Source organism: Solicola agrisoli (assembly GCF_049059935.1).
In the GTDB taxonomy this organism is placed as follows: Bacteria; Actinomycetota; Actinomycetes; order Propionibacteriales; family Nocardioidaceae; genus JAURVT01.
Window position 1 is genome coordinate 20,559 of the sequence record NZ_JBMGQR010000021.1, and the last position, 21,051, is coordinate 41,609.

23 protein-coding genes are annotated in these 21,051 nt (G+C 72.6%); 15 read left to right on the forward strand and 8 right to left on the reverse strand.

Annotated features, from left to right (window positions below; all coding sequences use genetic code 11):
• Positions 1-33 precede the first annotated feature (33 nt).
• On the reverse strand, positions 34-924 hold the full coding sequence (mshD, locus tag ACI6PP_RS09895) for a mycothiol synthase (RefSeq protein ID WP_421111237.1): 891 nt from the start codon (positions 922-924) through the stop codon (positions 34-36).
• A 73-nt stretch (positions 925-997) separates the two neighbouring features.
• On the opposite strand from mshD, the gene ACI6PP_RS09900 reads away from it, so the two are divergent.
• On the forward strand, positions 998-1,717 hold the full coding sequence (locus tag ACI6PP_RS09900) for a FadR/GntR family transcriptional regulator (protein WP_421111239.1): 720 nt from the start codon (positions 998-1,000) through the stop codon (positions 1,715-1,717).
• 2 nt (positions 1,718-1,719) lie between these two features.
• The gene (locus ACI6PP_RS09905) at positions 1,720-2,484 is read left to right on the forward strand and encodes a sulfite exporter TauE/SafE family protein (protein WP_421111241.1); all 765 of its coding nucleotides are present in this window, start codon (positions 1,720-1,722) and stop codon (positions 2,482-2,484) included.
• A 17-nt stretch (positions 2,485-2,501) separates the two neighbouring features.
• Here the strand turns inward: ACI6PP_RS09905 and ACI6PP_RS09910 are convergent, their stop codons facing one another.
• Complete coding sequence (locus tag ACI6PP_RS09910) at positions 2,502-3,263, reverse strand: response regulator transcription factor (protein WP_421111243.1); 762 nt, start codon at positions 3,261-3,263, stop codon at positions 2,502-2,504.
• 178 nt (positions 3,264-3,441) lie between these two features.
• Between ACI6PP_RS09910 and ACI6PP_RS09915 the strand changes: the two genes are divergently transcribed.
• The 5 genes from ACI6PP_RS09915 (at position 3,442) to ACI6PP_RS09935 (ending at position 6,110) form a co-directional block, all read left to right on the forward strand.
• The gene (locus ACI6PP_RS09915) at positions 3,442-3,738 is read left to right on the forward strand and encodes a MoaD/ThiS family protein (protein WP_421111244.1); all 297 of its coding nucleotides are present in this window, start codon (positions 3,442-3,444) and stop codon (positions 3,736-3,738) included.
• Positions 3,739-3,758: 20 nt separating this feature from the next.
• Positions 3,759-4,226, forward strand: coding sequence for a TlpA family protein disulfide reductase (locus ACI6PP_RS09920; protein ID WP_421111245.1), 468 nt, complete (start codon positions 3,759-3,761; stop codon positions 4,224-4,226).
• Between the two features lie 193 nt (positions 4,227-4,419).
• Positions 4,420-4,878, forward strand: a complete 459-nt coding sequence (locus ACI6PP_RS09925) for a DUF4395 domain-containing protein (RefSeq protein WP_421111247.1) — start codon at positions 4,420-4,422, stop codon at positions 4,876-4,878.
• Between the two features lie 83 nt (positions 4,879-4,961).
• Positions 4,962-5,810 (forward strand): sulfurtransferase, encoded by an 849-nt coding sequence (locus ACI6PP_RS09930; protein ID WP_421111249.1) that lies wholly within the window; start codon positions 4,962-4,964, stop codon positions 5,808-5,810.
• Between the two features lie 3 nt (positions 5,811-5,813).
• The gene (locus tag ACI6PP_RS09935) at positions 5,814-6,110 is read left to right on the forward strand and encodes a DUF1416 domain-containing protein (protein WP_421111251.1); all 297 of its coding nucleotides are present in this window, start codon (positions 5,814-5,816) and stop codon (positions 6,108-6,110) included.
• A 90-nt stretch (positions 6,111-6,200) separates the two neighbouring features.
• Here ACI6PP_RS09935 and ACI6PP_RS09940 read toward each other — a convergent pair whose 3' ends face one another.
• Together ACI6PP_RS09940 and dtd are read right to left on the reverse strand one after the other, a co-directional pair.
• The gene (locus ACI6PP_RS09940) at positions 6,201-7,316 is read right to left on the reverse strand and encodes an LCP family protein (protein ID WP_421111253.1); all 1,116 of its coding nucleotides are present in this window, start codon (positions 7,314-7,316) and stop codon (positions 6,201-6,203) included.
• 191 nt (positions 7,317-7,507) lie between these two features.
• Complete coding sequence (dtd, locus tag ACI6PP_RS09945) at positions 7,508-7,933, reverse strand: D-aminoacyl-tRNA deacylase (RefSeq protein ID WP_421111255.1); 426 nt, start codon at positions 7,931-7,933, stop codon at positions 7,508-7,510.
• A 72-nt stretch (positions 7,934-8,005) separates the two neighbouring features.
• On the opposite strand from dtd, the gene ACI6PP_RS09950 reads away from it, so the two are divergent.
• The 3 genes from ACI6PP_RS09950 to ACI6PP_RS09960 are packed head-to-tail and all read left to right on the forward strand — an operon-like array spanning position 8,006 to position 10,583.
• A complete protein-coding gene (locus tag ACI6PP_RS09950; RefSeq protein ID WP_421111257.1) occupies positions 8,006-8,500 on the forward strand; it encodes a heme-binding beta-barrel domain-containing protein in 495 nt (164 codons plus the stop codon).
• A 58-nt stretch (positions 8,501-8,558) separates the two neighbouring features.
• Entirely contained in the window at positions 8,559-9,521 is a 963-nt protein-coding gene (gene ygfZ / locus ACI6PP_RS09955; protein ID WP_421111259.1) for a CAF17-like 4Fe-4S cluster assembly/insertion protein YgfZ, read from the forward strand.
• A gap of 45 nt (positions 9,522-9,566) precedes the next feature.
• Positions 9,567-10,583 carry an SGNH hydrolase domain-containing protein gene (locus tag ACI6PP_RS09960; RefSeq protein ID WP_421111261.1) on the forward strand — a complete coding sequence of 339 codons (1,017 nt, stop codon included), beginning with the start codon at positions 9,567-9,569 and terminating at the stop codon, positions 10,581-10,583.
• A gap of 2 nt (positions 10,584-10,585) precedes the next feature.
• Here the strand turns inward: ACI6PP_RS09960 and ACI6PP_RS09965 are convergent, their stop codons facing one another.
• The 4 genes from ACI6PP_RS09965 to ACI6PP_RS09980 are packed head-to-tail and all read right to left on the reverse strand — an operon-like array spanning position 10,586 to position 14,482.
• Positions 10,586-11,476, reverse strand: coding sequence for a glycosyltransferase family 2 protein (locus ACI6PP_RS09965; protein WP_421111263.1), 891 nt, complete (start codon positions 11,474-11,476; stop codon positions 10,586-10,588).
• Positions 11,473-12,588 (reverse strand): mannose-1-phosphate guanylyltransferase, encoded by a 1,116-nt coding sequence (locus ACI6PP_RS09970; RefSeq protein WP_421111265.1) that lies wholly within the window; start codon positions 12,586-12,588, stop codon positions 11,473-11,475. Before ACI6PP_RS09970 ends, ACI6PP_RS09965 begins: the two co-directional genes overlap by 4 nt.
• Positions 12,585-13,823, reverse strand: coding sequence for a mannose-6-phosphate isomerase, class I (gene manA, locus ACI6PP_RS09975; RefSeq protein ID WP_421111267.1), 1,239 nt, complete (start codon positions 13,821-13,823; stop codon positions 12,585-12,587). The genes ACI6PP_RS09970 and manA overlap by 4 nt, the downstream gene beginning before the upstream one ends.
• A 50-nt stretch (positions 13,824-13,873) precedes the next feature.
• Complete coding sequence (locus ACI6PP_RS09980) at positions 13,874-14,482, reverse strand: metal-dependent hydrolase (protein ID WP_421111269.1); 609 nt, start codon at positions 14,480-14,482, stop codon at positions 13,874-13,876.
• Positions 14,483-14,623: 141 nt separating this feature from the next.
• Here ACI6PP_RS09980 and ACI6PP_RS09985 point away from each other — a divergent pair, with 141 nt between their 5' ends.
• The 5 genes from ACI6PP_RS09985 to ACI6PP_RS10005 all read left to right on the forward strand — a co-directional run bounded on the left by ACI6PP_RS09985 (position 14,624) and on the right by ACI6PP_RS10005 (position 20,961).
• Entirely contained in the window at positions 14,624-16,225 is a 1,602-nt protein-coding gene (locus ACI6PP_RS09985) for a DUF1800 family protein (protein ID WP_421111271.1), read from the forward strand.
• Positions 16,225-17,493 (forward strand): DUF1501 domain-containing protein, encoded by a 1,269-nt coding sequence (locus ACI6PP_RS09990; protein WP_421111273.1) that lies wholly within the window; start codon positions 16,225-16,227, stop codon positions 17,491-17,493. The genes ACI6PP_RS09985 and ACI6PP_RS09990 overlap by 1 nt, the downstream gene beginning before the upstream one ends.
• 105 nt (positions 17,494-17,598) lie before the next feature.
• Positions 17,599-18,591 (forward strand): glycosyl hydrolase, encoded by a 993-nt coding sequence (locus ACI6PP_RS09995; RefSeq protein WP_421111274.1) that lies wholly within the window; start codon positions 17,599-17,601, stop codon positions 18,589-18,591.
• A 173-nt stretch (positions 18,592-18,764) separates the two neighbouring features.
• The gene (locus ACI6PP_RS10000) at positions 18,765-20,045 is read left to right on the forward strand and encodes a lipopolysaccharide biosynthesis protein (RefSeq protein ID WP_421111275.1); all 1,281 of its coding nucleotides are present in this window, start codon (positions 18,765-18,767) and stop codon (positions 20,043-20,045) included.
• Positions 20,032-20,961 carry a beta-1,6-N-acetylglucosaminyltransferase gene (locus ACI6PP_RS10005; protein ID WP_421111276.1) on the forward strand — a complete coding sequence of 310 codons (930 nt, stop codon included), beginning with the start codon at positions 20,032-20,034 and terminating at the stop codon, positions 20,959-20,961. The genes ACI6PP_RS10000 and ACI6PP_RS10005 overlap by 14 nt, the downstream gene beginning before the upstream one ends.
• Positions 20,962-21,051 lie beyond the last annotated feature (90 nt).

Genomic DNA, 21,051 nt, shown 5'->3' on the forward strand with positions numbered 1-21,051 from the left:
GCCGTCGGTTTCCCAGGTGAACCTGGGAAACCGTCAGCGGCGGTAGAGCACGTCGCGGGAGGACTCGACGAAGCCCTGGGCGCGGTAGACCGCGAGGGCGGGGGCGTTGTCGCCCTCGACGTACAGGTCGACGCGCGGCAGCGCGAGCTCGGACGTCAGGTGGTGCAGGCCGACGGCGGTGAGGTAGGTGCCGAGGCCGCGGCCCTGCGCGCCGGTGTCGACGCCCACCACGTAGACCTCGCCGACGCCGTCCTCGACCTTGGTCCAGTGGAAGCCCAGCAGCCGGCCGTCCTCGGCGTCCTCGACGAGGAACAGGCCGGCCGGGTCGAACCAGTCGCTGCCCGTGCGCTGGGCGAGGTCGTGGGCGTCCATCCGGCCCTGCTCGGGGTGGTGCGCGAAGGCGCGGGCGTTGACGGCGAGCAGCGCGTCCTCGTCCTGGCCGGGCACGAAGGTGCGCGTGGTGGTGCCCGCGGGCGCCCGGGGTGCGGGCGTCGGGCCGTCGGTGGGCCGCGCCAGCTTGAGCAGCGTGCGCACGGGCTCGAACCCGTGGACGCGGGCCACCGCCGCGGCGCCGGGCAGGTCGCCGTGCGCCCAGATGCGCAGGGACGCCTCGCCCGCCGCGTCGACGTAGGCCCCGATCAACGACGACCCCACGCCGCGGCGACGGTGGTGCGGCTCGACCACCAGCTCGGCCTGCCAGCCGTCCACGTCCTGCGTGGCGAGCAGGTGGCCCACCAGCCCGCCGTCCTCGAGCACCGACAGGTGCAGGTGGGTGTCCGCGCCCGGGTCGAGGAGCGCCGTCACGGCGGCCTCGTTGAGCGGTGCCACGCCGTCGAGGTCCTCGGCCCGGCCGGCCAGCGCGAGGACGGCCGCGGCGCCGTCGGCGTCGAGGGTGCTGCTGCGGGTCACGGGGAAGACGGTCACCGAGCCAGCCTAGGGGCCGGACGCAGTGGCCTGACCAATGGTCCAGCGGGCCGGTGAGGCATACCCTGACGCGGTGAGCACCGGAGCGGGCGACAGGGCGGGCGGCGGCCTGCGTCCGGTGGTCCGCCCCCGCCTCTACGAGCAGGTGGCCCAGCAGATCGTCGCATGGGTGGACGAGGGCGGCCTCGCCGCCGGCGACCGCCTCCCGCCCGAGCGCGAGCTGGCGCTGAGCCTCGGCGTCAGCCGCGCCACGGTGAGCCAGGCGCTCGTCGCGCTCGAGGTGGTGGGCATGGTCGCCGTCCGGCACGGCGACGGCGCCGTGCTGCTCGACCCGGGCAGCGCGTCCGCGGCCAAGGTGGTCGACGCCCTGCGCGCCCACGCCCGCCGGATGCCCGAGATCATCGAGGCCCGCGAGGCGCTCGAGACCAAGCTCGCCGCGCTCGCCGCGCAGCGCCGCACCGACGCCGACCTCCACGACATCGACGCCGCCCTCGACGCGATGGAGGCCGACGTCGACGCCGGCGGCCGCGGCGTCGACGGCGACGAGCGCTTCCACGCCGCCGTCACCCGTGCCGGCCACTCGGCTCTGCTGGCGTCGCTGATGCAGGAGATCAGCGAGATGGTGCGCGAGACCCGCATCGAGTCGCTCTCGCAGCCCGACCGCCCGCGCGAGTCGCTCGAGGCGCACCGCCGCATCGCCGCCGCCATCCGCGACGGCGACGCCGCCGCCGCGTCCGCCGCCATGCACGACCACGTCGAGCGGGTCAGCGACGTCGCCCTCCTGCGCGAGTGACGATGGAGCTGCTCGACGTCCTCGCCGTGCTCGGCGCCGGCCTCGCCGCGGGCATCGTCATCACCGCGGTGGGTGCGGGGTCCCTGATCAGCTTCCCGATCCTGCTCGGCGTCGGGCTGCCGCCGGTGGTGGCCAACGTGTCCAACACCGTCGGCCTGGTGGCGGGCGGGGTCACCGGGTCCTGGGGCTACCGGCACGAGCTGGTCGGCCAGGGCAGACGCGTGCGCCAGGTGGCGCTGACGAGCGCCGTCGGCGCGCTCGGCGGTGCGGCCCTGCTCCTGGTGCTGCCGCCCGGCGCGTTCGAGGCGGTCGTGCCGGTGCTCGTCCTGACGGCCGCGGTGCTGATCGGCGTCCAGCCCCTGATCTCGCGGTGGCTGCGCGCGCGTCGCACCGAGGTGCGTCCGACGGGCGGCTCGCTGTCGCCCGCGCTGCTGACCGCGTCCAGCGTGATGGGCGTCTACGGCGGCTACTTCGGGGCCGCGCAGGGGGTCGTGCTCGTGGCGTTCCTCGCGCTCGGGCTCGACGAGCCCATGCAGCTCGTCAACGGCCTGAAGAACGTCGCCGTGCTGTCGGCCAACGTCGCGGGCTCGCTCGTCTTCGTCCTCGCCGCCCCCGTCGACTGGGGCGTCGTCGGGCTGCTCACCGTCGGCTCGCTCGTCGGCGGATGGGTGGGCGCCAAGATCGGACGGCGCCTGCCCGCCTGGGTCTTCCGGACCCTCGTGGTCGCGATGGGCCTCGTCGTCGGGCTGCGTCTGCTCCTGACCTGACGACGAGGCCGGGTGCCTCAGCCGAGCAGGCGGGCCAGGGCTCGGTCGGTCTCGTCGGTCTCGGCGGGCAGGTCGGAGTCGGTGGCGTCGCGCTTGGCGTCGCGGCTGGTGGCCACGAAGCGGTAGCCGACGTTGCGCACGGTGCCGATCAGCGTCTCGTTGTCGGGGCCGAGCTTGGCGCGCAGACGACGGACGTGGACGTCGACCGTGCGGGTGCCGCCGAAGTAGTCGTAGCCCCAGACCTCCTGCAGCAGCTGCTGGCGCGTGAAGACGCGGCCGGGGTGCTGCGCGAGGTACTTGATCAGCTCGAACTCCTTGAAGGTGAGGTCGAGCGACCGGTTGTCGAGCTTGGCGGTGTAGGTGACGTCGTCGACGGTGAGGCCGCCGGAGCGGATCAGGTGGGCCTCGGGGTCGTCGTCGGTGGTGGCGGCGATGCGGCCGGTCGACAGGCGCAGGCGCGCCTCGAGCTCGGCGGGGCCGGCCGTGGCGAGCACGACGTCGTCCATGCCCCAGTCGGACGCGACGACGGCCAGGCCGCCCTCGGTGACGACGAGGATCAGCGGCACCTCGAGCCCGGTGGTGCGCAGCAGACGGGTGAGGCCGCGGGCCTGGGCGAGGTCGCTGCGACCGTCCACGACCACGGCGTCGGACGGCGGGGCGTCGAGCAGGGCGCTGGTCTCGGGCGGCAGCACCTTGACGGTGTGGGGGAGCAGCGCGAGCGCGGGCAGCACCTCCACCGAGGCCTGGGTGCTGGGGGTGAGCAGGAGCAGGGTGGACATGGGATCCTCCGGACTGCGGGGCGCGTGGCGTTCGCGTCGGCCTCGGGTGGGGGCTTTACTTCGTCGAAACAGTGCGTTCTCGGGACCGTCACACGGCCCCCAGATGCGACGAAAGCCCGCGGCCGAGGCCCGGGCTCTTGTCTTGTGGACCACAATAGGCGATGTGACGGGCAGGTCAATGGAGAGCAACGAGGAAGTGGCGCAGGTTACGCAGACCGTCACCGTGCGCTACTGGGCCGCGGCCCGGCACGCCGCGGGACGCGAGAGCGACGCCGTCGCGCCCGGCACCCTCACCGAGGTGCTCGACGCCGTCCTCGCCCTGCACGACGACGAGCGCTTCACCCGCGTCGTCGGCATGTGCTCGGTCCTGGTCGGCGAGCGGCCCGTCTCGACGTCCGACCCCGCCACGGTGCAGGTCGCGCCCGGCGACACCGTCGAGCTGCTCCCGCCGTTCGCCGGCGGGTCCGGCGCGTGAGGGCTCAGTAGGCTGATGACGTGTTCGCCCTCCTCGTGCTCGCCGTCGCCCTCGTCGTCTCCGTCGTGGGCGGCGTCGTCTACGCGGCGCGCAACGGGCGCTTCCGCGGCTCGGTCGAGGAGGACGCGGTGAGCGACGTCGCGAGCGGTCGTCCCCGCCTGACGCCGGCCGACATCGGTGCCGACCTCGGCGAGAAGGCGACCCTCGTCCAGGTGTCCACCGCGTTCTGCGCGCCGTGCCGCGCCACCCGCCGGCTGCTCACCGACGTCGTCACCCGTCGGCCGGGCGTCGAGACCGTCGACGTCGACGCCGAGTCGCACCTCGAGCTCGTCCGGCGCCTCGACGTCCGCCGCACCCCCACGGTCCTGCTGCTCGACGCGGACGGCGTGGTGCTCACCCGGTCGTCCGGCCTGCCGCGACGACCCGACGTCGAGCGCCTGCTGGACGCCGTCGGCGCTCCCGCCGATCCCAGCATGCGGATGCTTTGACCACATCCTGAGACACGCGTCGGTCCGACCTCCGCCGGTGCCTACGCTGGAGCCATGTTCCGCACGGCACACCTGACGAGGCGACGCGCAGTCGACAACTGCCGCGTCCGCTCCGCGCTGTGTCCGTCCTGCTGATCTCGCACGACCGGACTCTGTCTCGGAGTCACCGTCCGCCCTCCCAGCAGGAGCCTGCATGTCCTCGAACGCCCCCACCGTCGACCCGCGCGGTCTGCGCTTCGGTGCCGCGCTGACGGCGCTCGTGCTGGCCGTCGCGCTCGGCACGGCCGAGCTGGTGCCGGCGCTGTCGACGACGCTCGTCGTCCTGCAGGCATTGGCCTTCGCCGCCGGCGCGGGGCTCGGACCCGGTCGCAGCCCGTACGGCGTGCTGTTCAAGCGCGCCGTGCGTCCGCGCCTCGGCCCGCCGAGCGAGACCGAGGACGCCCGCCCGCCGCGGTTCGCGCAGGCCGTGGGGCTCTTCTTCACCCTGCTCGCGCTGGTCGGCGTCGTCACCGGCGTTGCGGCACTCACCCTGACCGCCCTGGCCCTCGCCCTCGTCGCCGCCGTGCTGAACGCGTCGGTGGGGCTGTGCCTGGGCTGCGAGACGTACCTGCTCTACCGCCGCCTGGCCTCCCGGGAGGCGGCGCAGGCCTGAGGGCCCCCACCCGTACCGCCCCGGTCACCGCGACCGGACGCACAGACACCGACCGCGCCTCGGCGCAGACAGGAAGGAACGCCATGAGCCGCGAGAACGCGCTCGTCACCGCCCAGTGGGTCGAGGACCACCTCGACGACGGCAGCATCGTCCTCATCGAGGTCGACGAGGACACCACGTCCTACGACAAGGGCCACATCAAGGGCGCCATCAAGCTGGACTGGAAGACCGACCTCCAGGACCCGGTCCGTCGCGACTTCGTCAACAAGGAGCAGTTCGAGCAGCTCCTCGGCGGACGCGGCGTCTCCGAGACTGACACCGTGGTGCTCTACGGCGGCAACAACAACTGGTTCGCCGCCTACGCCTACTGGTACTTCAAGCTCTACGGCCACGAGGACGTCAAGCTGCTCGACGGCGGCCGCAAGAAGTGGGAGCTCGACAGCCGCGAGCTCGTCGCCGACGTGCCGTCCCCCGAGGCGAAGACCTACACCGCCAAGGACCAGGACCTCTCGATCCGCGCGTTCCGCGACGAGACGGTCGAGGCCATCGGCGTCAAGAACCTGATCGACGTCCGCAGCCCCGACGAGTTCGCCGGACGGCTCCTCGCCCCGGCGCACCTGCCGCAGGAGCAGGCGCAGCGCGGTGGCCACATCCCCACCGCCGGCAACGTGCCGTGGAGCAAGTCGGCCAACGACGACGGCACCTTCCGCTCCGACGACGAGCTCAAGCAGCTCTACGCCGACGCCGGCCTGGACACGTCCAAGGACACCATCGCCTACTGCCGCATCGGTGAGCGCAGCTCGCACACCTGGTTCGTGCTGCACGAGATCCTCGAGCTCGACAACGTCAAGAACTACGACGGCTCCTGGACCGAGTACGGCTCCCTCATCGGCGTCCCCGTGGCGCTCGGCGACGAGCCCGGCGAGGCCTGAGCCATGTGCGGAGCCACGCAGGGCGGCCCCAGCCTGGACGGCATCGACTTGTCCAAGGAGGCCGTGATCCAGGGCGTCGTCACCAAGGGCGACGAGCCCGTGGGCAACGCCTACGTCCGGCTGCTCGACTCGACCGGTGAGTTCACCGCCGAGGTCCCGACGTCGGCCACGGGCCAGTTCCGGTTCTTCGCCGGCCCCGGCCAGTGGACGCTGCGCACCCTCGCGCCGCGCATCGACCCCGTCGACCGCTCGGTCGTGGCGCAGGTCGGCTCGGTGGCCGAGGTCGTCGTCGCCGTCTGACGCACACCCGCACCACACGAACGGCCCCGGCCGCCTCGCGAGAGGCGACCGGGGCCGTTCGTCGTGCCTGGCGGAGCGGACCGCCGAGCGTCAGCTGACCTCCTGGTCGCTCTTGAGCCCCTCGTCGGGGTACTGCTTCAGGTAGGACGCGACGTCGTCGGCGAACACGGCGTCGAACAGCTCCTTGGCCTTGATCTCGTCGACGTTCACGACGCTCTGGCCGTTGTCGAGCGTGGCGAAGCCGGCGGTGGGCGTGGTCAGGAAGGTGACGTCGTCCGAGCGCAGGCTGCGCATCGCGAACGCGAGGCCGCGGATGTCGCCGTTGGTGAAGTCCTCGTCGACCGTCAGGTTGCTGGTCACGGCGCCGAGAGCCGCGTTGAGCCTGCTGGGGTTGGTCAGCGTGTCCTGGCTCAGCATCTTCTTCATCAGGGCGCGGATGAAGTTCTGTTGGCGCGCGATGCGGTCGAAGTCGCCGTTGGCCAGGCCGTGGCGGGTGCGGACGTACTTCAGGGCGCGCTTGCCCTTGAGCGTCGTCCAGCCCTTCTTCCAGGTGAGCTTCTGCGAGCTGTCGTAGGTGGTCTCGGGGATGTAGACGCGCACGCCGCCGAGGGCCGTCGACAGCTCCATGAAGCCGTTCCAGTCGATCATCGCGAGGTGGTCGATGCGCAGGTTGGTCAGCTGCTCGACGGTGGCGATCGCCCCGCCGGGCCCGTAGTACGAGAAGGCGGCGTTGGCCTTGTCGGTGCCGCGCTCCTCGCCCTCGGCGTCGTAGATGTCGATCGCGGAGTCGCGGGGGATCGAGACGAGCTGGACGTCCTTGCGGTCGGCCGAGACGTGCATGACCATCATCGTGTCGCTGCGGTACTTGCCCGACGGCCACTCGGCCTTCTTCAGGTCGGCGGTGATGCTGGCGCGGCCGCCGTTGTTGCCGTCGGAGTTGACGTCGGCGTCGGCGCCGAGGAGCAGGATGTTGAGCGCCTTGCCCGGCGCGGGGTCGGGACGCTCGTCGTCGGTGAGGCCCTGCGTGACGCTGATGCGGTCGACGTTGCCGATCTTGCCGTTCAGCATCAGGGCGTACGCGGCACCGCCGGCGGTGGGCACCAGGAGCACGACGGTGAGGATCGCGACGATCCAGTGCCGGCGTACCCAGGATCGGCGCCGCGGGGCGCGTCGCTTGCCGGCGCCGTCGTAGCTGGCGTTGCTCATCGGTCTCCAGTGGTGCGGGGGCCTGGGGCTGCGTCAGGGCGTGCGGCAGTGGCCGAGATGTGAAGGGGTCAACCGCCCATGGTGCCAAGTTGCGGTCGTCCTGACCACATCCGTGCCGGAAATCACAGGTTCGCACCTCAGTTGGACAGCGCGTCGCCTGGCGTTCGCCGAGCCGGTCTGAGAGGGGGGCCTCAGGAGTCGAGGACGAGCGTGAACGGACCATCGTTGACCAGCTCGACGGACATCATCGCGCCGAACACGCCCTGCTCCACGTGCGCGCCCAGTCCGCGCAGGTGCGTGCAGAACGCCTCGTACAGCGGCTCGGACACCGGCCCCGGCGCCGCGGCCGACCACGACGGGCGCCGTCCCTTGCGGGTGTCGGCGTAGAGCGTGAACTGGCTGACCACCAGCACCGGCGCCCCGAGGTCGGACGCGGACCGCTCGCCGTCCAGGATCCGCAGCCTCCACGCCTTCGCCGCCAGCGCGGACGCGTCGGCGTCGGTGTCGTCGTGCGTCACCCCGAGCAGCACCAGCAGGCCTGGCTCGTCGATCGCCCCGACGACCTCCCCGCCGACGCTCACGCTCGCGCGGGTGACTCGCTGGACGACGGCTCGCACGCGCTCACCCTAGGCGGCGGGCTCACCCTGCCCTGCGCTGACGTGGTCACCACCGGTTCCTAGACTGGCGGCATGGCCTTCGAGATCCCGTCCGACCTGCACAAGGACCTCATGCCCCTGGCGTTCCTGCTGGGCACCTGGCACGGCGACGGTCACGGCGCGTACCCCACGATCGACGCGTACACGTTCGAGGAGGACGTCGCGTTCGCACACGACGGCCGCGCGTTCCTGCACTACTTCAGCCGCCAGTGGGTCACCGACGAGGCCGGCGAGCGCGTCGGCCCCGGCGACCTCGAGACCGGCTTCCTGCGCGTCGTCGAGGACGGCGTCGTCGAGCTGGTGCTCGCGCAGCAGTCGGGCTACGCGCAGATCTGGTACGGCACGATCGAGGGCCCGCGCCTCACCCTCACCACGGACGTCAGCGTCCGGACCGGCTCGGCGGTCGAGCTCACCGCGGCGCAGCGGATGTACGGCCTGGTCGACGGCGACCTGATGTACGCCTACGACGTCGCCGCCGACGGCCAGGAGATGCAGTCGCGTACCTGGGCGCAGCTCAAGCGCCTGTGACCGCACGCCCCCACGCACCGCGTGGAAGCATCCGCGCTCGACGGGAGTTGGACCAGACATGAGCAGCCCCCTGTTGAACCTGCCGGGCGCCGTCGAGGCCGACGCGCCCGACACCGGCGTCGCGTTCCACTACGGTGCCATCGCGAGCGAGCAGCACCGACTGATCGCCGCCGCCGACGGGGGAGCCCCGACGTTCGTCGACCTCTCGCACCGTGACGTGTTCACGGTGACGGGGCCCGACCGCCTCACCTGGCTGCACTCGCTCAGCACCCAGCACCTCGAGCGCCTCGTGCCGCAGGACCGCACCGAGGCGCTGATCCTGTCGCCGCAGGGTCGCGTCGAGCACGCCTTCGCCGGCTACGACGACGGCACCACCTTCTGGGCGCACACCGAGCCCGGCCGCGGCGCCGACCTGGTGGCCTGGCTCGACCGGATGCGCTTCATGATGCGCGCCGAGGTCGCCCTCGTCACCGACGACTGGGCCGTCGTGGGCCGCCCCGGCCTGACGTGGGACCTCGTCCCGCGCGCCGAGCTCGCCGACCTCCCCGCCACCGCCGGCGACCCCGTGGGCCTGTGGGCCTGGGAGGCGCTGCGCATCGAGGCCGGCCACCCCCGTCACGGCCTCGACACCGACGACAAGACCATCCCCAACGAGGTGGGCTGGGTGTCCTCGGACGAGCGTCCGTCCGCCGTCCACCTCGACAAGGGCTGCTACCGCGGCCAGGAGACGGTGGCCCGCGTGCACACCCTCGGACGCCCGCCGCGTCGCCTGGTGCTGCTGCACGTCGACGGCTCCGCCGAGCACCTCCCGCCGCACGGCTCCGAGGTCACCCTCGACGGCCGCACGGTCGGCTTCGTCGGGTCGAGCGCCCGTCACCACGAGCTGGGACCCATCGCCCTGGCCGTCGTGAAGCGCTCGGTGCCCACCGACGTCGACGTCCTCGCCGACGGCGTCGCCGCCGCCCAGGAGGTGCTGGTCGACCCCGAGGTGGGCCTGCACGTGCGTCCCGTCCTGAAGTGACGCCGCTCCGGCCCTAGCCTGGGTGCTCCACGGACGGGGGCACCGATGACGAGCAGACGCTGGGTCGTGGCTGCTGCGGTCGTGCTCGTCGCCCTCGCCGTCGCCCTGGCGGTCGTGCTCGTCCGACCACCCGACGAGCGGACGCCCAGCGCCGTCGCGACGTCGGCGCCGACGTCCAGCGCGACGCCCAGCCCTGTGACGCCGGTGCCTCCGCCCCCCACCGGTCCGCCGGCTGCGCTGACGGCCGCTCTGGTCGCCGGCTCACGCGCGGCCCCCGTCCCCGACGGGCTGACGCCCGCCCCGTCCGCTGCGCTCGACAGCGTCCCCGTGGTCTGGACCAACGGCTGCCAGGCGTCGCCGCCGACGATCGACCAGCCCGCCTGCGTCTACGGCGACACCACGGCTCCACGCACCGTCGTGCTGTTCGGCGACTCCCACGCCGGCCAGCTCTTCCCGGCCTTCGACGCCGCCGCGAAGGCGGGCGGCTGGAGGCTCGTGGTGTGGACCAAGTCGTCCTGCCCGGTGATGGACCTGCCGGTCTACAGCCGGACCTTCGATCGCACGTACACCGAGTGCGAGACGTGGCGCGAGCGCACCGTCGCGCGGATCGTCGCCCTGCGTCCCGACCTCGTCGTCGCCAGCCAGACCGAGACCATCCGCGGCGACGACCGGATCAGCGCCTCGCGCTTCGCCCGCGCCACGCTCCGCACGCTGCTGCGGATCCAGCGCGGCACCGGCGCGCCCGTCAGGTACGTCCAGGACACCCCGCTCCCCGGGTTCGACGTCCCGGGCTGCATCACCGACAACCCCGGCGACGCGTCCGCCTGCTCCTACCGCTCGGCCGACGGGTACGCCTCACCCCAGCGCCACGCCGCCATCGCCCCGGTGCTGCGCCCGCGGGGCATCGCGGTGACGCCGGTCAAGGAGTGGTTCTGCGCCGACGGCACCTGTCCCGCCGTCGTCGGCAGCACGTTGGTCTACCGCGACGACAGCCACCTCACCGAGCCGTACGCCCGGATGCTCCGGCCGCTGGCCGAGCAGGTGCTGCGCGGGGGACGGTGAGCTCAGGCGGTGCGGCCGGGGATGAAGCGCTTCTTGGTCGAAACGGCGTAGTTGAACAGCTGGGTGGCGAACTTCGAGATCGCGAACCGCACGATGTACAGGTGGCGGTTGCCGACGTCGAAGTGCTGGGCGATGAACGCGTGGTGCTTGTTCAGGAAGCGCCAGTTGTTCTTCACCACCCACTTGGTGCGGGTGTAGCCGATCGTGGCGTGCACGCCGCCGCGGTCGTGCTCGATGATGAAGTTGAAGCACGTGGCGTGGGGGCACGAGGCGAGGACGTAGCCCGCCTCCTGCGCGCTGAACTGGAAGTCGGTCTCCTCGCGCCAGAAGTTGACCTTGTACTGCTCGTCGAAGCCGACCTTCTGGAACACCTCGGTGCGGGCCAGCATCGGGGCCGCGATGATCGGCAGCACCGTGTCGTCGTCGAGGCGCACGCCGGTCTCGACCTCGACCAGGCGGCGGTCGACCATCGGCACCGTCAGCTTGTCGACGCGGGTGACGGCCTCGTCGGCGGTCTCGTGGTCGTAGCGGAAGATGTTGCGCCCGCACATCACGTCGGCCTCGGACGCCTGCAGGTGCGGCACGAGCGTGCCGAAGAAGCCGGGGGTCAGCTCGAGGTCGTCCTCGGCGATGAACGAGTACTCGCTCGTGGCCGCCTGCACGCCGCGGTTCTTGGTGAACGGGATGCCGCGGTTGGGGCCGTTGTCGAGCACCACCAGGCGGGGCTCGCGCTCGGCGAGGCCGTGCAGGAAGTCCTGGGTGCCGTCGGTGCTGCCGTCGACGACGACCACCACCTCACGCACCTCGGGCTGGGAGAAGAACGTCGGCAGCACCTGCTCGAGGTACCGCAGCCGGTCCTTGGTGGGGATGACGACGGAGACGCAGGGGTTCACGGGGTCGCTTTCGGGTCAGCCGGGAGTGGGGGACGCTTGGCGGCCTCGGCCGCCTGCTTGACGGCCTGGGCGTGGGCGAGGGTGGTCACGAGGACGGCACCGGGGGTGTCGACGACGACGGCGTCGCGCAGACCCACGACGGCGACGCGGCGCCCGGACGTGGAGACCACGAGGCCGTCGGAGTCGACGTCGATGACGCCCTCGGCGTTGCCGAGCAGACGCAGGGTGCCCTCGTCGCCGAGGAGGCCGGCGAGGGAGGCGTAGTCGCCGACGTCGTCCCAGCCGAACGTGCCGGGCACGGTGGCGATGCCGCCGGCGGCGGCGACGGGCTCGGCGATGGCGTGGTCGATCGCGATCTTGGTGAGGGTCGGCCACACGCGGGTGAGCACCGCGTCGCGGTCGGACGAGCCCCAGGCGTCGGCGATCTCGGCGATGCCCTCGGCCAGGCGCGGCTGCTGGTCGGCGAGGTGCTTGAGCAGCACGTCGGCGCGGGCGACGAACATGCCGGCGTTCCAGGTGAAGCGGCCCGTCGCGAGGTACTCGGCGGCCGTGGCGGCGTCGGGCTTCTCGACGAACCGCGCGACGGCGTGCCCGTCGGACGCGCCCTCGACCTCGAGGGCGTCACCGGCCTCGACGTACCCGAAGGCGGTGGACGGCTCGGTCGGCGCGATGCCGATGGTGCAGACCCACCCGTCGCGGGCGAGCGCGGCCGCCTGGGTGACGGCGTCGTCGAACGCCGCGGAGTCGGTGATGACGTGGTCGGCGGCGAAGGACGCGACGACGGCGTCGGGGTCCTCGCGGGCGATGATCGCCGCGGCGAGGCCGATGGCGGGCATCGAGTCGCGCGGGGACGGCTCGCGCACCACCTGGTCGGCCTGCAGGTCGGGCAGCTGCGCGGCCACCTTGTCGCCGTGGACGGCGCCGGTGACGACGTGCACGCCCTCGGCGCCGACGAGCGGCACGAGACGGTCGTAGGTCTGCTGCAGCAGCGTGCGTCCGGCCCCGGTGAGGTCGAGCAGGAACTTGGGGTGGTCGGCGGTCGACAGGGGCCACAGCCTCGTGCCGGCGCCGCCGGCCGGGATGATCGCGTGCAGGCCCTCGACGCGGCTCACGTGGGCGTCCGTCCGATGGCCAGGCGCCCGGTGCCTCGCACCTCGACGCCCGACTCGGTGCCGTCGACGAACACGGCGTCGCCGCGGTGCAGCTGCGCCTTGCCGTCGGCGGTGACGAGGTCGACCGAGCCCACCAGGCACACCGCGATCTGCGGCGCCCGCGGCAGCGTGACCGGCTGCGGCCCCACCTCGTGCACGGCGAGCTCGAACTCCTCGACCGGCGGGCGGAACACCCGCAGCCCGCCCTCGTCCACCGCCGGCGCGATGGTGGGCGGCAGCACCGGCGTGAACGCGGTGATCTCGAGCAGCTCGTCGACGTCGACGTGCTTGGGGGTGAGCCCCGCACGCAGGACGTTGTCGGACGAGGCCATGATCTCGACGCCGAACCCGGACGTGTACGCGTGGACGACGCCCGCGTCGATGAACATCGCCTCGCCGGGCGCGAGCACCACGTGGTTGAGCAGCAGCGTGACGAGGACGCCGGGGTCGTCGGGGTACTGGTCGATCAGGGGGCCGAGCGCGGCGTACACGCGGATCGACTCGCGCTCCACCTCGTCGGCCGCGACCGTCTCGGGACGCAGGCGCGGGTTGGGGCGGTGCGACGACGCCTCGGCCATCGCCGCGGCCACCTGCACCTCGTGCATGCGTCCGGCGAGGTCGGGGCCGTGCATCGCGAGGATCCAGGTGACGGTCTCGTGCAGGGTGGCGGCGGGGTCGTCGCTCTGCTCGAACCGGGCGGCCACCTCGTTGAGCCACGGGACGCCGAGGCCGCGCAGGATCGCCGCGGTCTTGAGCACGTCGCGGAAGCCCGCCATGCCCTCGAAGCGGGTGAGCGCGTAGATCATCTCGGGCTTGTGCGACTCGTCCTGGTAGCTGCGCTCGGGTGCGCTGATCGGGATGCCGGCGGCGTCCTGCTCGGCGAACCGACGACGCGCGCGCTCGGTGGTGGGGTGCACCTGCAGCGACAGCGGCTCGGCGGCCGCCAGCAGCTTCATCAGGTAGGGGAGGCGGTCGCCGCGGGCGGCGAGGTCGGCACCGAGGAACGTCTCGGCGTCGGCCGCGATCGCCTCGTGCAGCGGACGCGCGTCGTCGAGGACGGACGGGGCGCCGGGGTGCGCGCCGAGCCACATCTCGGCGACCTTGTCGCCGCCGAAGTCCAGGCCGCACATGCGGGCGATGTGCGTGCGGGAGCCCCACGCGTACTTGCGTACGGGGTTGTCGAGCCGACGAAGCATCGACGGCCTCCTCTGATCTCGTGCGGGGTGGTGGCCCCACGGGTCGTGGTTCAGCCTACGGACGTGGTGGCCCGGTCGGGCCGGCTCGCGGTGGTCGGGCGGGCGGGGGTGACGAGCCCGACGCCGGCCACCACGAGCAGTGCGGCGACGTGGACGGCGTACGGGACGGCGACGTCGACCGTCGAGAGCGGCCACACCAGCGGCAGGCCGTCCCCGGTGCCGAGGTCGCGGGTGAAGTGCAGCGTGACGCCCGCCGCCACGGCGAGCAGCACCGGACGGGCCCGGGTCACCAGCACCGCGAGCGCGACGAGCACGAGCGGCGTCAGCAGCGAGTGGGTGAACGGCCGCGACATCGGCGACGCGGCCATCGCGTCGACCCCGAGGAACAGCGGCACGTGGTCGACGTCGATCAGCGTGGACGACGCCAGCACCACCAGCGACAGGCCGGGGTGGTCGCGACACCACCGCGGCACCAGCGCCAGCAGCACGACGGCGGTGGTGGCCAGGTGCGCGGGCTCGTCGAGCAGCCCGGTCCACAGGACGTGGAACGGCACCTGGCTGCTCACCGCGTCGAGCGCGAGCACCAGGGCGACGAGCGCGAGCGGGAGCCAGCGCGTGGCGACGGCGGTGTCCCACCATCGCTGCAGCGTGGGGCGCACGCGGGCTCCGTCCGTCGGGTGGTCAGGTCCCTGCCGATGCTACGGACGTACTCGCCGGTCACCTGCCGCCTGGAGCGTGACGCTGCGCACCAGTCACCCATTCGGCTGACAACTGGTCAAAATGGACGAGAGACTGTCGTCATGACCTTCGTGCGCTCGCTCAGCCGGCTGGCGCAGGCCAAGCCGAGGAAGAAACGCAGGAAGAAGCCGAAGGCCAAGAAGAAGCCGAAGAAGAAGAAGGTCGTCGCCAAGCCGACCCCGAAGCCGACTCCCAAGCCGGTGCCCAGGCCTGCGCCGTACGTGCCCCCGGCCGTGCTGGCGGCGGCCGACCAGCACCTGGTGGCGCGCTTCACCTTCGGGCACACGCCGCAGCTGGCGGCGGCCGTCACCGCCGCGGGCGGGGGACGGGCGTGGTTCGCCCGGCAGCTCACGCTCACGTCCGACCCGGCCGTGGCGCGCGTCGACGCGCAGGCCTGGTGGCCGTCGATCGCCAAGGCCGCGCCCGAGCAGTGGAAGGACCACCAGGCGGGCCGCCGGATGACGTACCAGAACGGCGGCGACCTGGTGCGCCTCAGCCTGGTGCGCAAGATCCTGGCCGAGCACCAGGTGCTCGAGGTGATGGCCGACTTCTGGCTCAACCACCTCTACGTGCCCGCCGGCGAGGACCGCTCGGGCCCGTGGCGCCGCGACTACGAGGACCTCGTGCGGCGTCACGCCCTGGGCAACGTCGCCGACCTCGTCGCGGCGGCCGTCGTCCACCCCGCGATGACGGGCTTCCTCACCAACTACTCCAACACCCGCTTCGGCCTCGACGAGAACCTCGGACGCGAGGTGCTCGAGCTGCACACCGTGGGCCGTCTGGCCGGGTACACCGAGGACGACGTCAAGACGTCGGCGCGCATCCTCACCGGCTTCAAGCTGGACGCGTTCCGCACCTTCGAGGCGAGCTACCGGCCGTCGGACCACTACACGGGCCGCGTGTCGGTGCTCGGGTTCGAGCACGCGAACACCGACCCGGACGGCCGCGCCGTCACGGACGCCTACCTGCGCCACCTCGCCCTCCACCCGAGCACCGCGCAGCGCATCGCGCGCAAGCTGTGCGTCCGGTTCGTCTCGGACGACCCGTCGGCGGCGGTCGTCGCGGCGGTGCGGGCGGCGTACACGTCGTCGAGGGGCGACGTGCGTGCGTGCCTGCGCGCGCTGGTCGCCCATCCCGACTTCTGGGCCTCGGCCGGTCGCAAGGTGCGCAACGCCACCGAGGACGTGGTCGCCTCGGCGCGCGCCGTCGGCGCCGTCCCGACCAGGCCGGGCGCCGAGGGCCAGACGTTCGGCACCCACCTGATCTGGATGACGCAGGGGGTCGGCATGCGTCCGTACAGCTGGCCGCGCCCGGACGGCGAGCCCTCCAACGGCTCGGCATGGTCGGGCCCCACCCGCTGGCTGCGGTCGTGGAACGGACGGTTCCTGATGTCGCAGGACGGGTGGCGCAGCACGGACGTCACGCGTCGCACCGCCGCCGCGAGCCTGCCGACCGTCTGGCCCCGGACGCTCGCCGAGGTCACCGACCACGTGAGCCGCGTCAGCCTCGGCGCGGTCGCGACGGCCACCGAGAAGGCCGCCGTGGCCACCGCCCTCGGCAAGCCGCAGACCACGTCGTACCGGACGGCGGCGTCCGTCGACGCCCAGACGCTCGCGATGGTGCGCGGCGTGCTCATGAACTCGCCCCGCCACCTGATGCGCTGATGGAGACCCCCATGACGCCCGACGCCGCCTGCTGCGACGACTACCGCCTCTCGCGGCGGACCCTGCTGCGCTCCGCGGGTGCCGCGGCGGCCGCAGGCGCCGTCACCAGCGTGTTCGGCGGCGCGGTCGTGCAGACCGTGTACGGCGCGACGCCCGGCCAGGGCAACGTCCTGCTCCTGCTGTCGCTGCGCGGCGGCGTGGACGGCATGTCGATGGTCGTGCCGTACGCCGAGAAGTCGTACTACGCGGCCCGTCCGTCGATCGCGGTGCAGGCGTCACGGCTGATCGCGACCGACGGGACCTTCGGGCTGCACCCGGCGTTCGCGCCGCTGGAGCAGATGTGGACCTCGAGGCGGTTCGCCGCGATCCAGGCGGTCGGGCTGCCCGTGGCCAACCGCAGCCACTTCGAGGCGATGGAGCTGATCGAGGACGCCGACCCCACCTCGGACGAGCGGGTGGGCTGGGTGAACCGCATGATCGCCGGGTTCGGCAGCACCGACCCGTTCGAGGGCGTGCACCTGAGCGGCCCCCAGACGCCCACCGCGCTGTACGGGCCCGAGCCGACCCTGGCGACGTCCGACCTGGCCGACCTCGACCTGCCGTACGCCTGGGACTCGGGCCTGCGGACGCGCCTGCGCAGCGCGTTCGGGTCGCTCTACGCCGGACGCGACGACCTCGCGGGCGACGGCGGGTCGCTCGCGCTCGCCGTGGCCGACCGCGCCCGCCGCAGCGCGGTGACCGTCAAGCCGCAGGGCGGCGCGTCCTACTCCGGCGACGACCTGGGCAAGGCGCTGGCGCAGGCGGCTGCGTCCGTCCGGTCCGGGCTCGGGGTGCGCGCGCTCAGCATCGACTACGGCAGCTGGGACCACCACGAGGGCCTCGCGGGACGCATGAGCGTGATGGTCGCCAACCTCGCGCGCAACCTGGCGGCGTTCTTCGACGACCTCGGCGACCTGGGCGACCGGGTCACCGTCGTGACGATGTCGGAGTTCGGGCGCCGGCTGCAGCAGAACGGGTCGGCCGGGCTCGACCACGGCCACGGCAACTGCGTGCTCGTGCTCGGTGGCGGCGTGCGCGGCGGGCAGTACTACGGCACGTGGCCGCAGCTGGCGTCCGGCGACCTGCTCGACGCCGACCTCGCGGTGACGACCGACTTCCGCGCCGTGCTCGCCGAGATCCTCGACCGGCGGTTCCCCGAGGTCTCGCTCGCCTCGGTGTTCCCCGGGGCCGGCTACAGCCGCGCGTCCGCCCTGGGGTTCGTCGCCTGAGACCACCCCTGTGACCAAGCCCTCGCGGTCGTGGTCCCCGGTGTGCGGGACGTCGCCCCTAGGGTCGGGGACGTCCGTCGTCCGCGCCGTCTTGGGGGTCCGTCCGTGCCGCACCGCGCGCTCGTGCCGCTCGCCCTCGCCCTGGTGCTGGTGACGACCGCCTGCAGCCTGCCCGGCGGCGACGACCCCCGTCCTCAGAAGGCCGCGCGTTCCTGCGTCTACACCTCGCACCACGTGAGCCAGGTGGCGAAGGACTCCGAGCTGATGGGCGTCGACTTCGACTGCGTGCTCGTGTTCAACGACAACGCGACCAGCTGGCAGGGCGTCGAGGAGCCCTGGTTCACCGTGCACGGCGACGACGACTTCCGCTGGGACAAGTGGGTGCAGCGCGACCCGTCCCGCACCCTGGTGATCGCCCAGACGCTGATCCCCGAGGGGGCTCCGTGGGACTGGCGCGAGCGCGGCGCGGCCGGGCAGTACGACGACTACTTCGAGACCCTCGGACGCAACCTCGTCCGCTCCGGCCTCGGCGGCTCGGTGATCCGTCTCGCGCACGAGGGCAACGGCGACTGGTTCAAGCACGACATCGGCTCGACGACCGAGCAGCGCCGTGACTGGGCGACGTACTGGGCGCGCGCCGCACGGATCCTCAAGTCCACGCCCGGGTCGAGCTTCACCATGGACCTGACGGTCGCCGCCGGCCCGCCCGTCGTCCCGCTCGAGCAGTGGTACCCCGGCGACGACGTGGTCGACGTCATCGGCGCCGACTTCTACGACCGGGTGCCGGACGACGCCCCGCAGTCACAGCCCGAGCGCTGGACGTACCAGCGCACGCAGCCCGGCGGTCTCGAGAGCGTGCTCGCGTTCGCCCAGCGCCACGACAAGCCGATCAGCGTCCCCGAGTGGGGCCTGGCCGCGCGCGACGTGGGCGGCGCCGGCGACGACCCGGCGTTCGTCCGCAACATGCTGGCCTTCGTCAAGGCCAACGACACGATGTACCAGGGCTACTGGAACAAGTCCGACAGCCCGAGCAACCTGCGCGAGAACCCCGACTCGCTGGCGGAGTACCGGGCGCTGCTCGGCGCGCGTCCGGAGTGACCCGGCGGTAACCGACGGCGGCCTCCGCCATCTGGGTCAGGTGGGGCGTGAGTCCCGTCGCACCGGGCCTGCGGGGTGGCTGTAAACGTCCGTTCCGCCCCTAGGGTGAAAGCCATGGCCATCCCCACCCTGCGGCGCTCCCGACGTCCGTCCGCGGCCAGGGGCTCCACCGCGTGAGCCGCCTGGCCGAGATGCGGCGCACCGTGACCGAGAACGTCACCGAGTCGCTGTTCCGCAACGCGTTCTTCCTGTCGGCCAGTGCCGCGGTGACGTCGGGCTTCGGGTTCGTCTTCTGGACCATCTGTGCCCGCCTGTACCCCTCGGCCGAGGTCGGCTACGCCACCGCGCTGATCTCCGCGGCGGGCCTGGTCGCGTCCGTCGCGAGCCTGGGCCTGACGCGCACCGTCGTGCGGTTCCTGGCCGCCAGCCCGAACCAGAGCGTGACCATCTCGACGATGCTCACGTTCGTCAGCATGACGAGCATCGTGGTGTCGATCGTGGTGGCGGTGCTGCTGCCCGTGTTCGGCGTCGTGACGCTGGGGCCGGCGGCGTTCGTGCTGTTCGTGCTCGCGGGCTTCATCTCCAGCTTCAAGGGGATGATCGACAACGTCTTCATCGCCCGGCGCGCGGCCGACCGGACGTTCACCGAGAACTTCATCGGCGGCCTGAGCCGCGTCGTCCTGCCCTTCACGCTGATCGGCGCCGGCTCGCTCGGCGTCTTCGGCGCGCACGTCGCGTCGCTCGTCGTCTCGTGCCTGGTGGGCATCGTCCTGCTGACGCGCCTCGGGCACGACTGGCGCGCGCGTCCCCGCTTCGGCGACATGCAGGGCAAGTGGCACTTCTCGCTGGGCAGCTACGCGTCCGACCTGATCGGCAACCTGCCCACCATGCTGCTGCCGCTGATCATCACCGCCCGGCTCGGCGCCAGCGAGGCCGCCTACTGGTACATGGCGATGATGATCGCGACCTTCGTGTTCCTGGTGTGCCAGTCGGTGAGCCAGTCGCTGCTCGCGGAGGTGTCGAGCGACGAGGCCAACATGCTCGCCCACCTCAAGCGCGCGAGCCGGCTGATCCTGCTGGGCGTCGGCCCCGTCGTCGTCGTGCTCTACGTGGCGGCGCCGCACATCCTGCTGATCTTCGGCGAGGAGTACCAGCACGCGACCCCCGCGCTGCGGCTGATGCTCGCGTCCACGGTGCTGATCGCCACCAACTACGTCACCGGCACCGTGCTCAACATCTACAAGAAGGTCGGCTGGATCGCGATCGTCAACGCGATCAACGCCGCCATCGTCCTGGCCCTGGCCGCCACGGTGATGACCGACCTGACCAGCCTGGGCTTCATCTGGATCGTCGGCGAGGTCGCCAACGCGTCGTTGTTCTGCCTCGGTGCGTGGTTGGCGCTCAAGAACGACCCGGCCGTGCCGTGGAGGGGACGCGAGCGTGTCGACGTCTGACGTGGCCCGCCCCCGCATCTGCTTCATGGTGCTGACGCACGCCGCTCCCGCCCACCTCGCGCGGCTCGTCGAGGCGCTGGGGGAGGAGGGCGACGCGGTCGTCGTCCACGTCGACGGCAAGGTCGACGAGGCGCCGTTCCGGAGGGCCGCCCCCGACGCGCACTTCGTCGCCGAGCGCGTGCGCGTGCGGTGGGCCGGGTTCAGCACGGTGCAGGCCATGCTCAACCTGCTGCGGACCTCGCGCCGCGAGGTGCCCGACGCCGACCACTACTGGCTCGTCAGCGGCGACGCGTACCCGCTGCGCAGCGTCGCCGGCCTGCGCGCCCACCTGGCCGCGCACCCGGGCGCGGAGTACCTCAGCCTCGTCCCGATGCCGTCGGTAGAGATGGAGAAGCCGCTCTCGCGGATCTCCCACCCCTACCTCGAGCACGACCCGCGCAAGCACCCCTGGCTGCACCGGCTGGTGCTCGCCGTCCACCTGCGCCTGCCCCGCCCGTACAAGCGCGCGCTCGGCGGCCTGCAGCCGTGGTGCGGCAGCCCCTGGTTCACCTTCACCGCCGATGCCGTCGACCACGTGCTCCGCGAGACCGACGCGCGCCCGGAGTACGTCCGCCTGATGCGCCGCTCGTTCTGCGTCGACGAGCACTACTTCCAGACGCTGATCGGCAGCTCGTCGTTCCTGTCGCGCTGCCGGCCGTCCCTGCAGTACCACGACTTCCGGCCCGACGGCGACCTCCCGCGTCCCGCCCAGATCGCCCCCCGCCACGTCGACGAGCTGGCCGCCTTCGTCGACCACCCTCCCGTCGACGCCTACGGCGAGCGCGAGTACCTGTTCGCGCGGAAGTTCAACGACGGCGCCCCCGAGGTCGTCGACCTCGTCCGCGACCGGCTGTGGGGTTTGTCGGTCGGGTCGTAGGTCGGGGTGTCGGGCCGTTCCGCGGGTGCCGCGATCGCCCTCGCCTCAGGACTCGCGAGTGGCGCAAAGTCGGGGCGACACGCCGGCGGC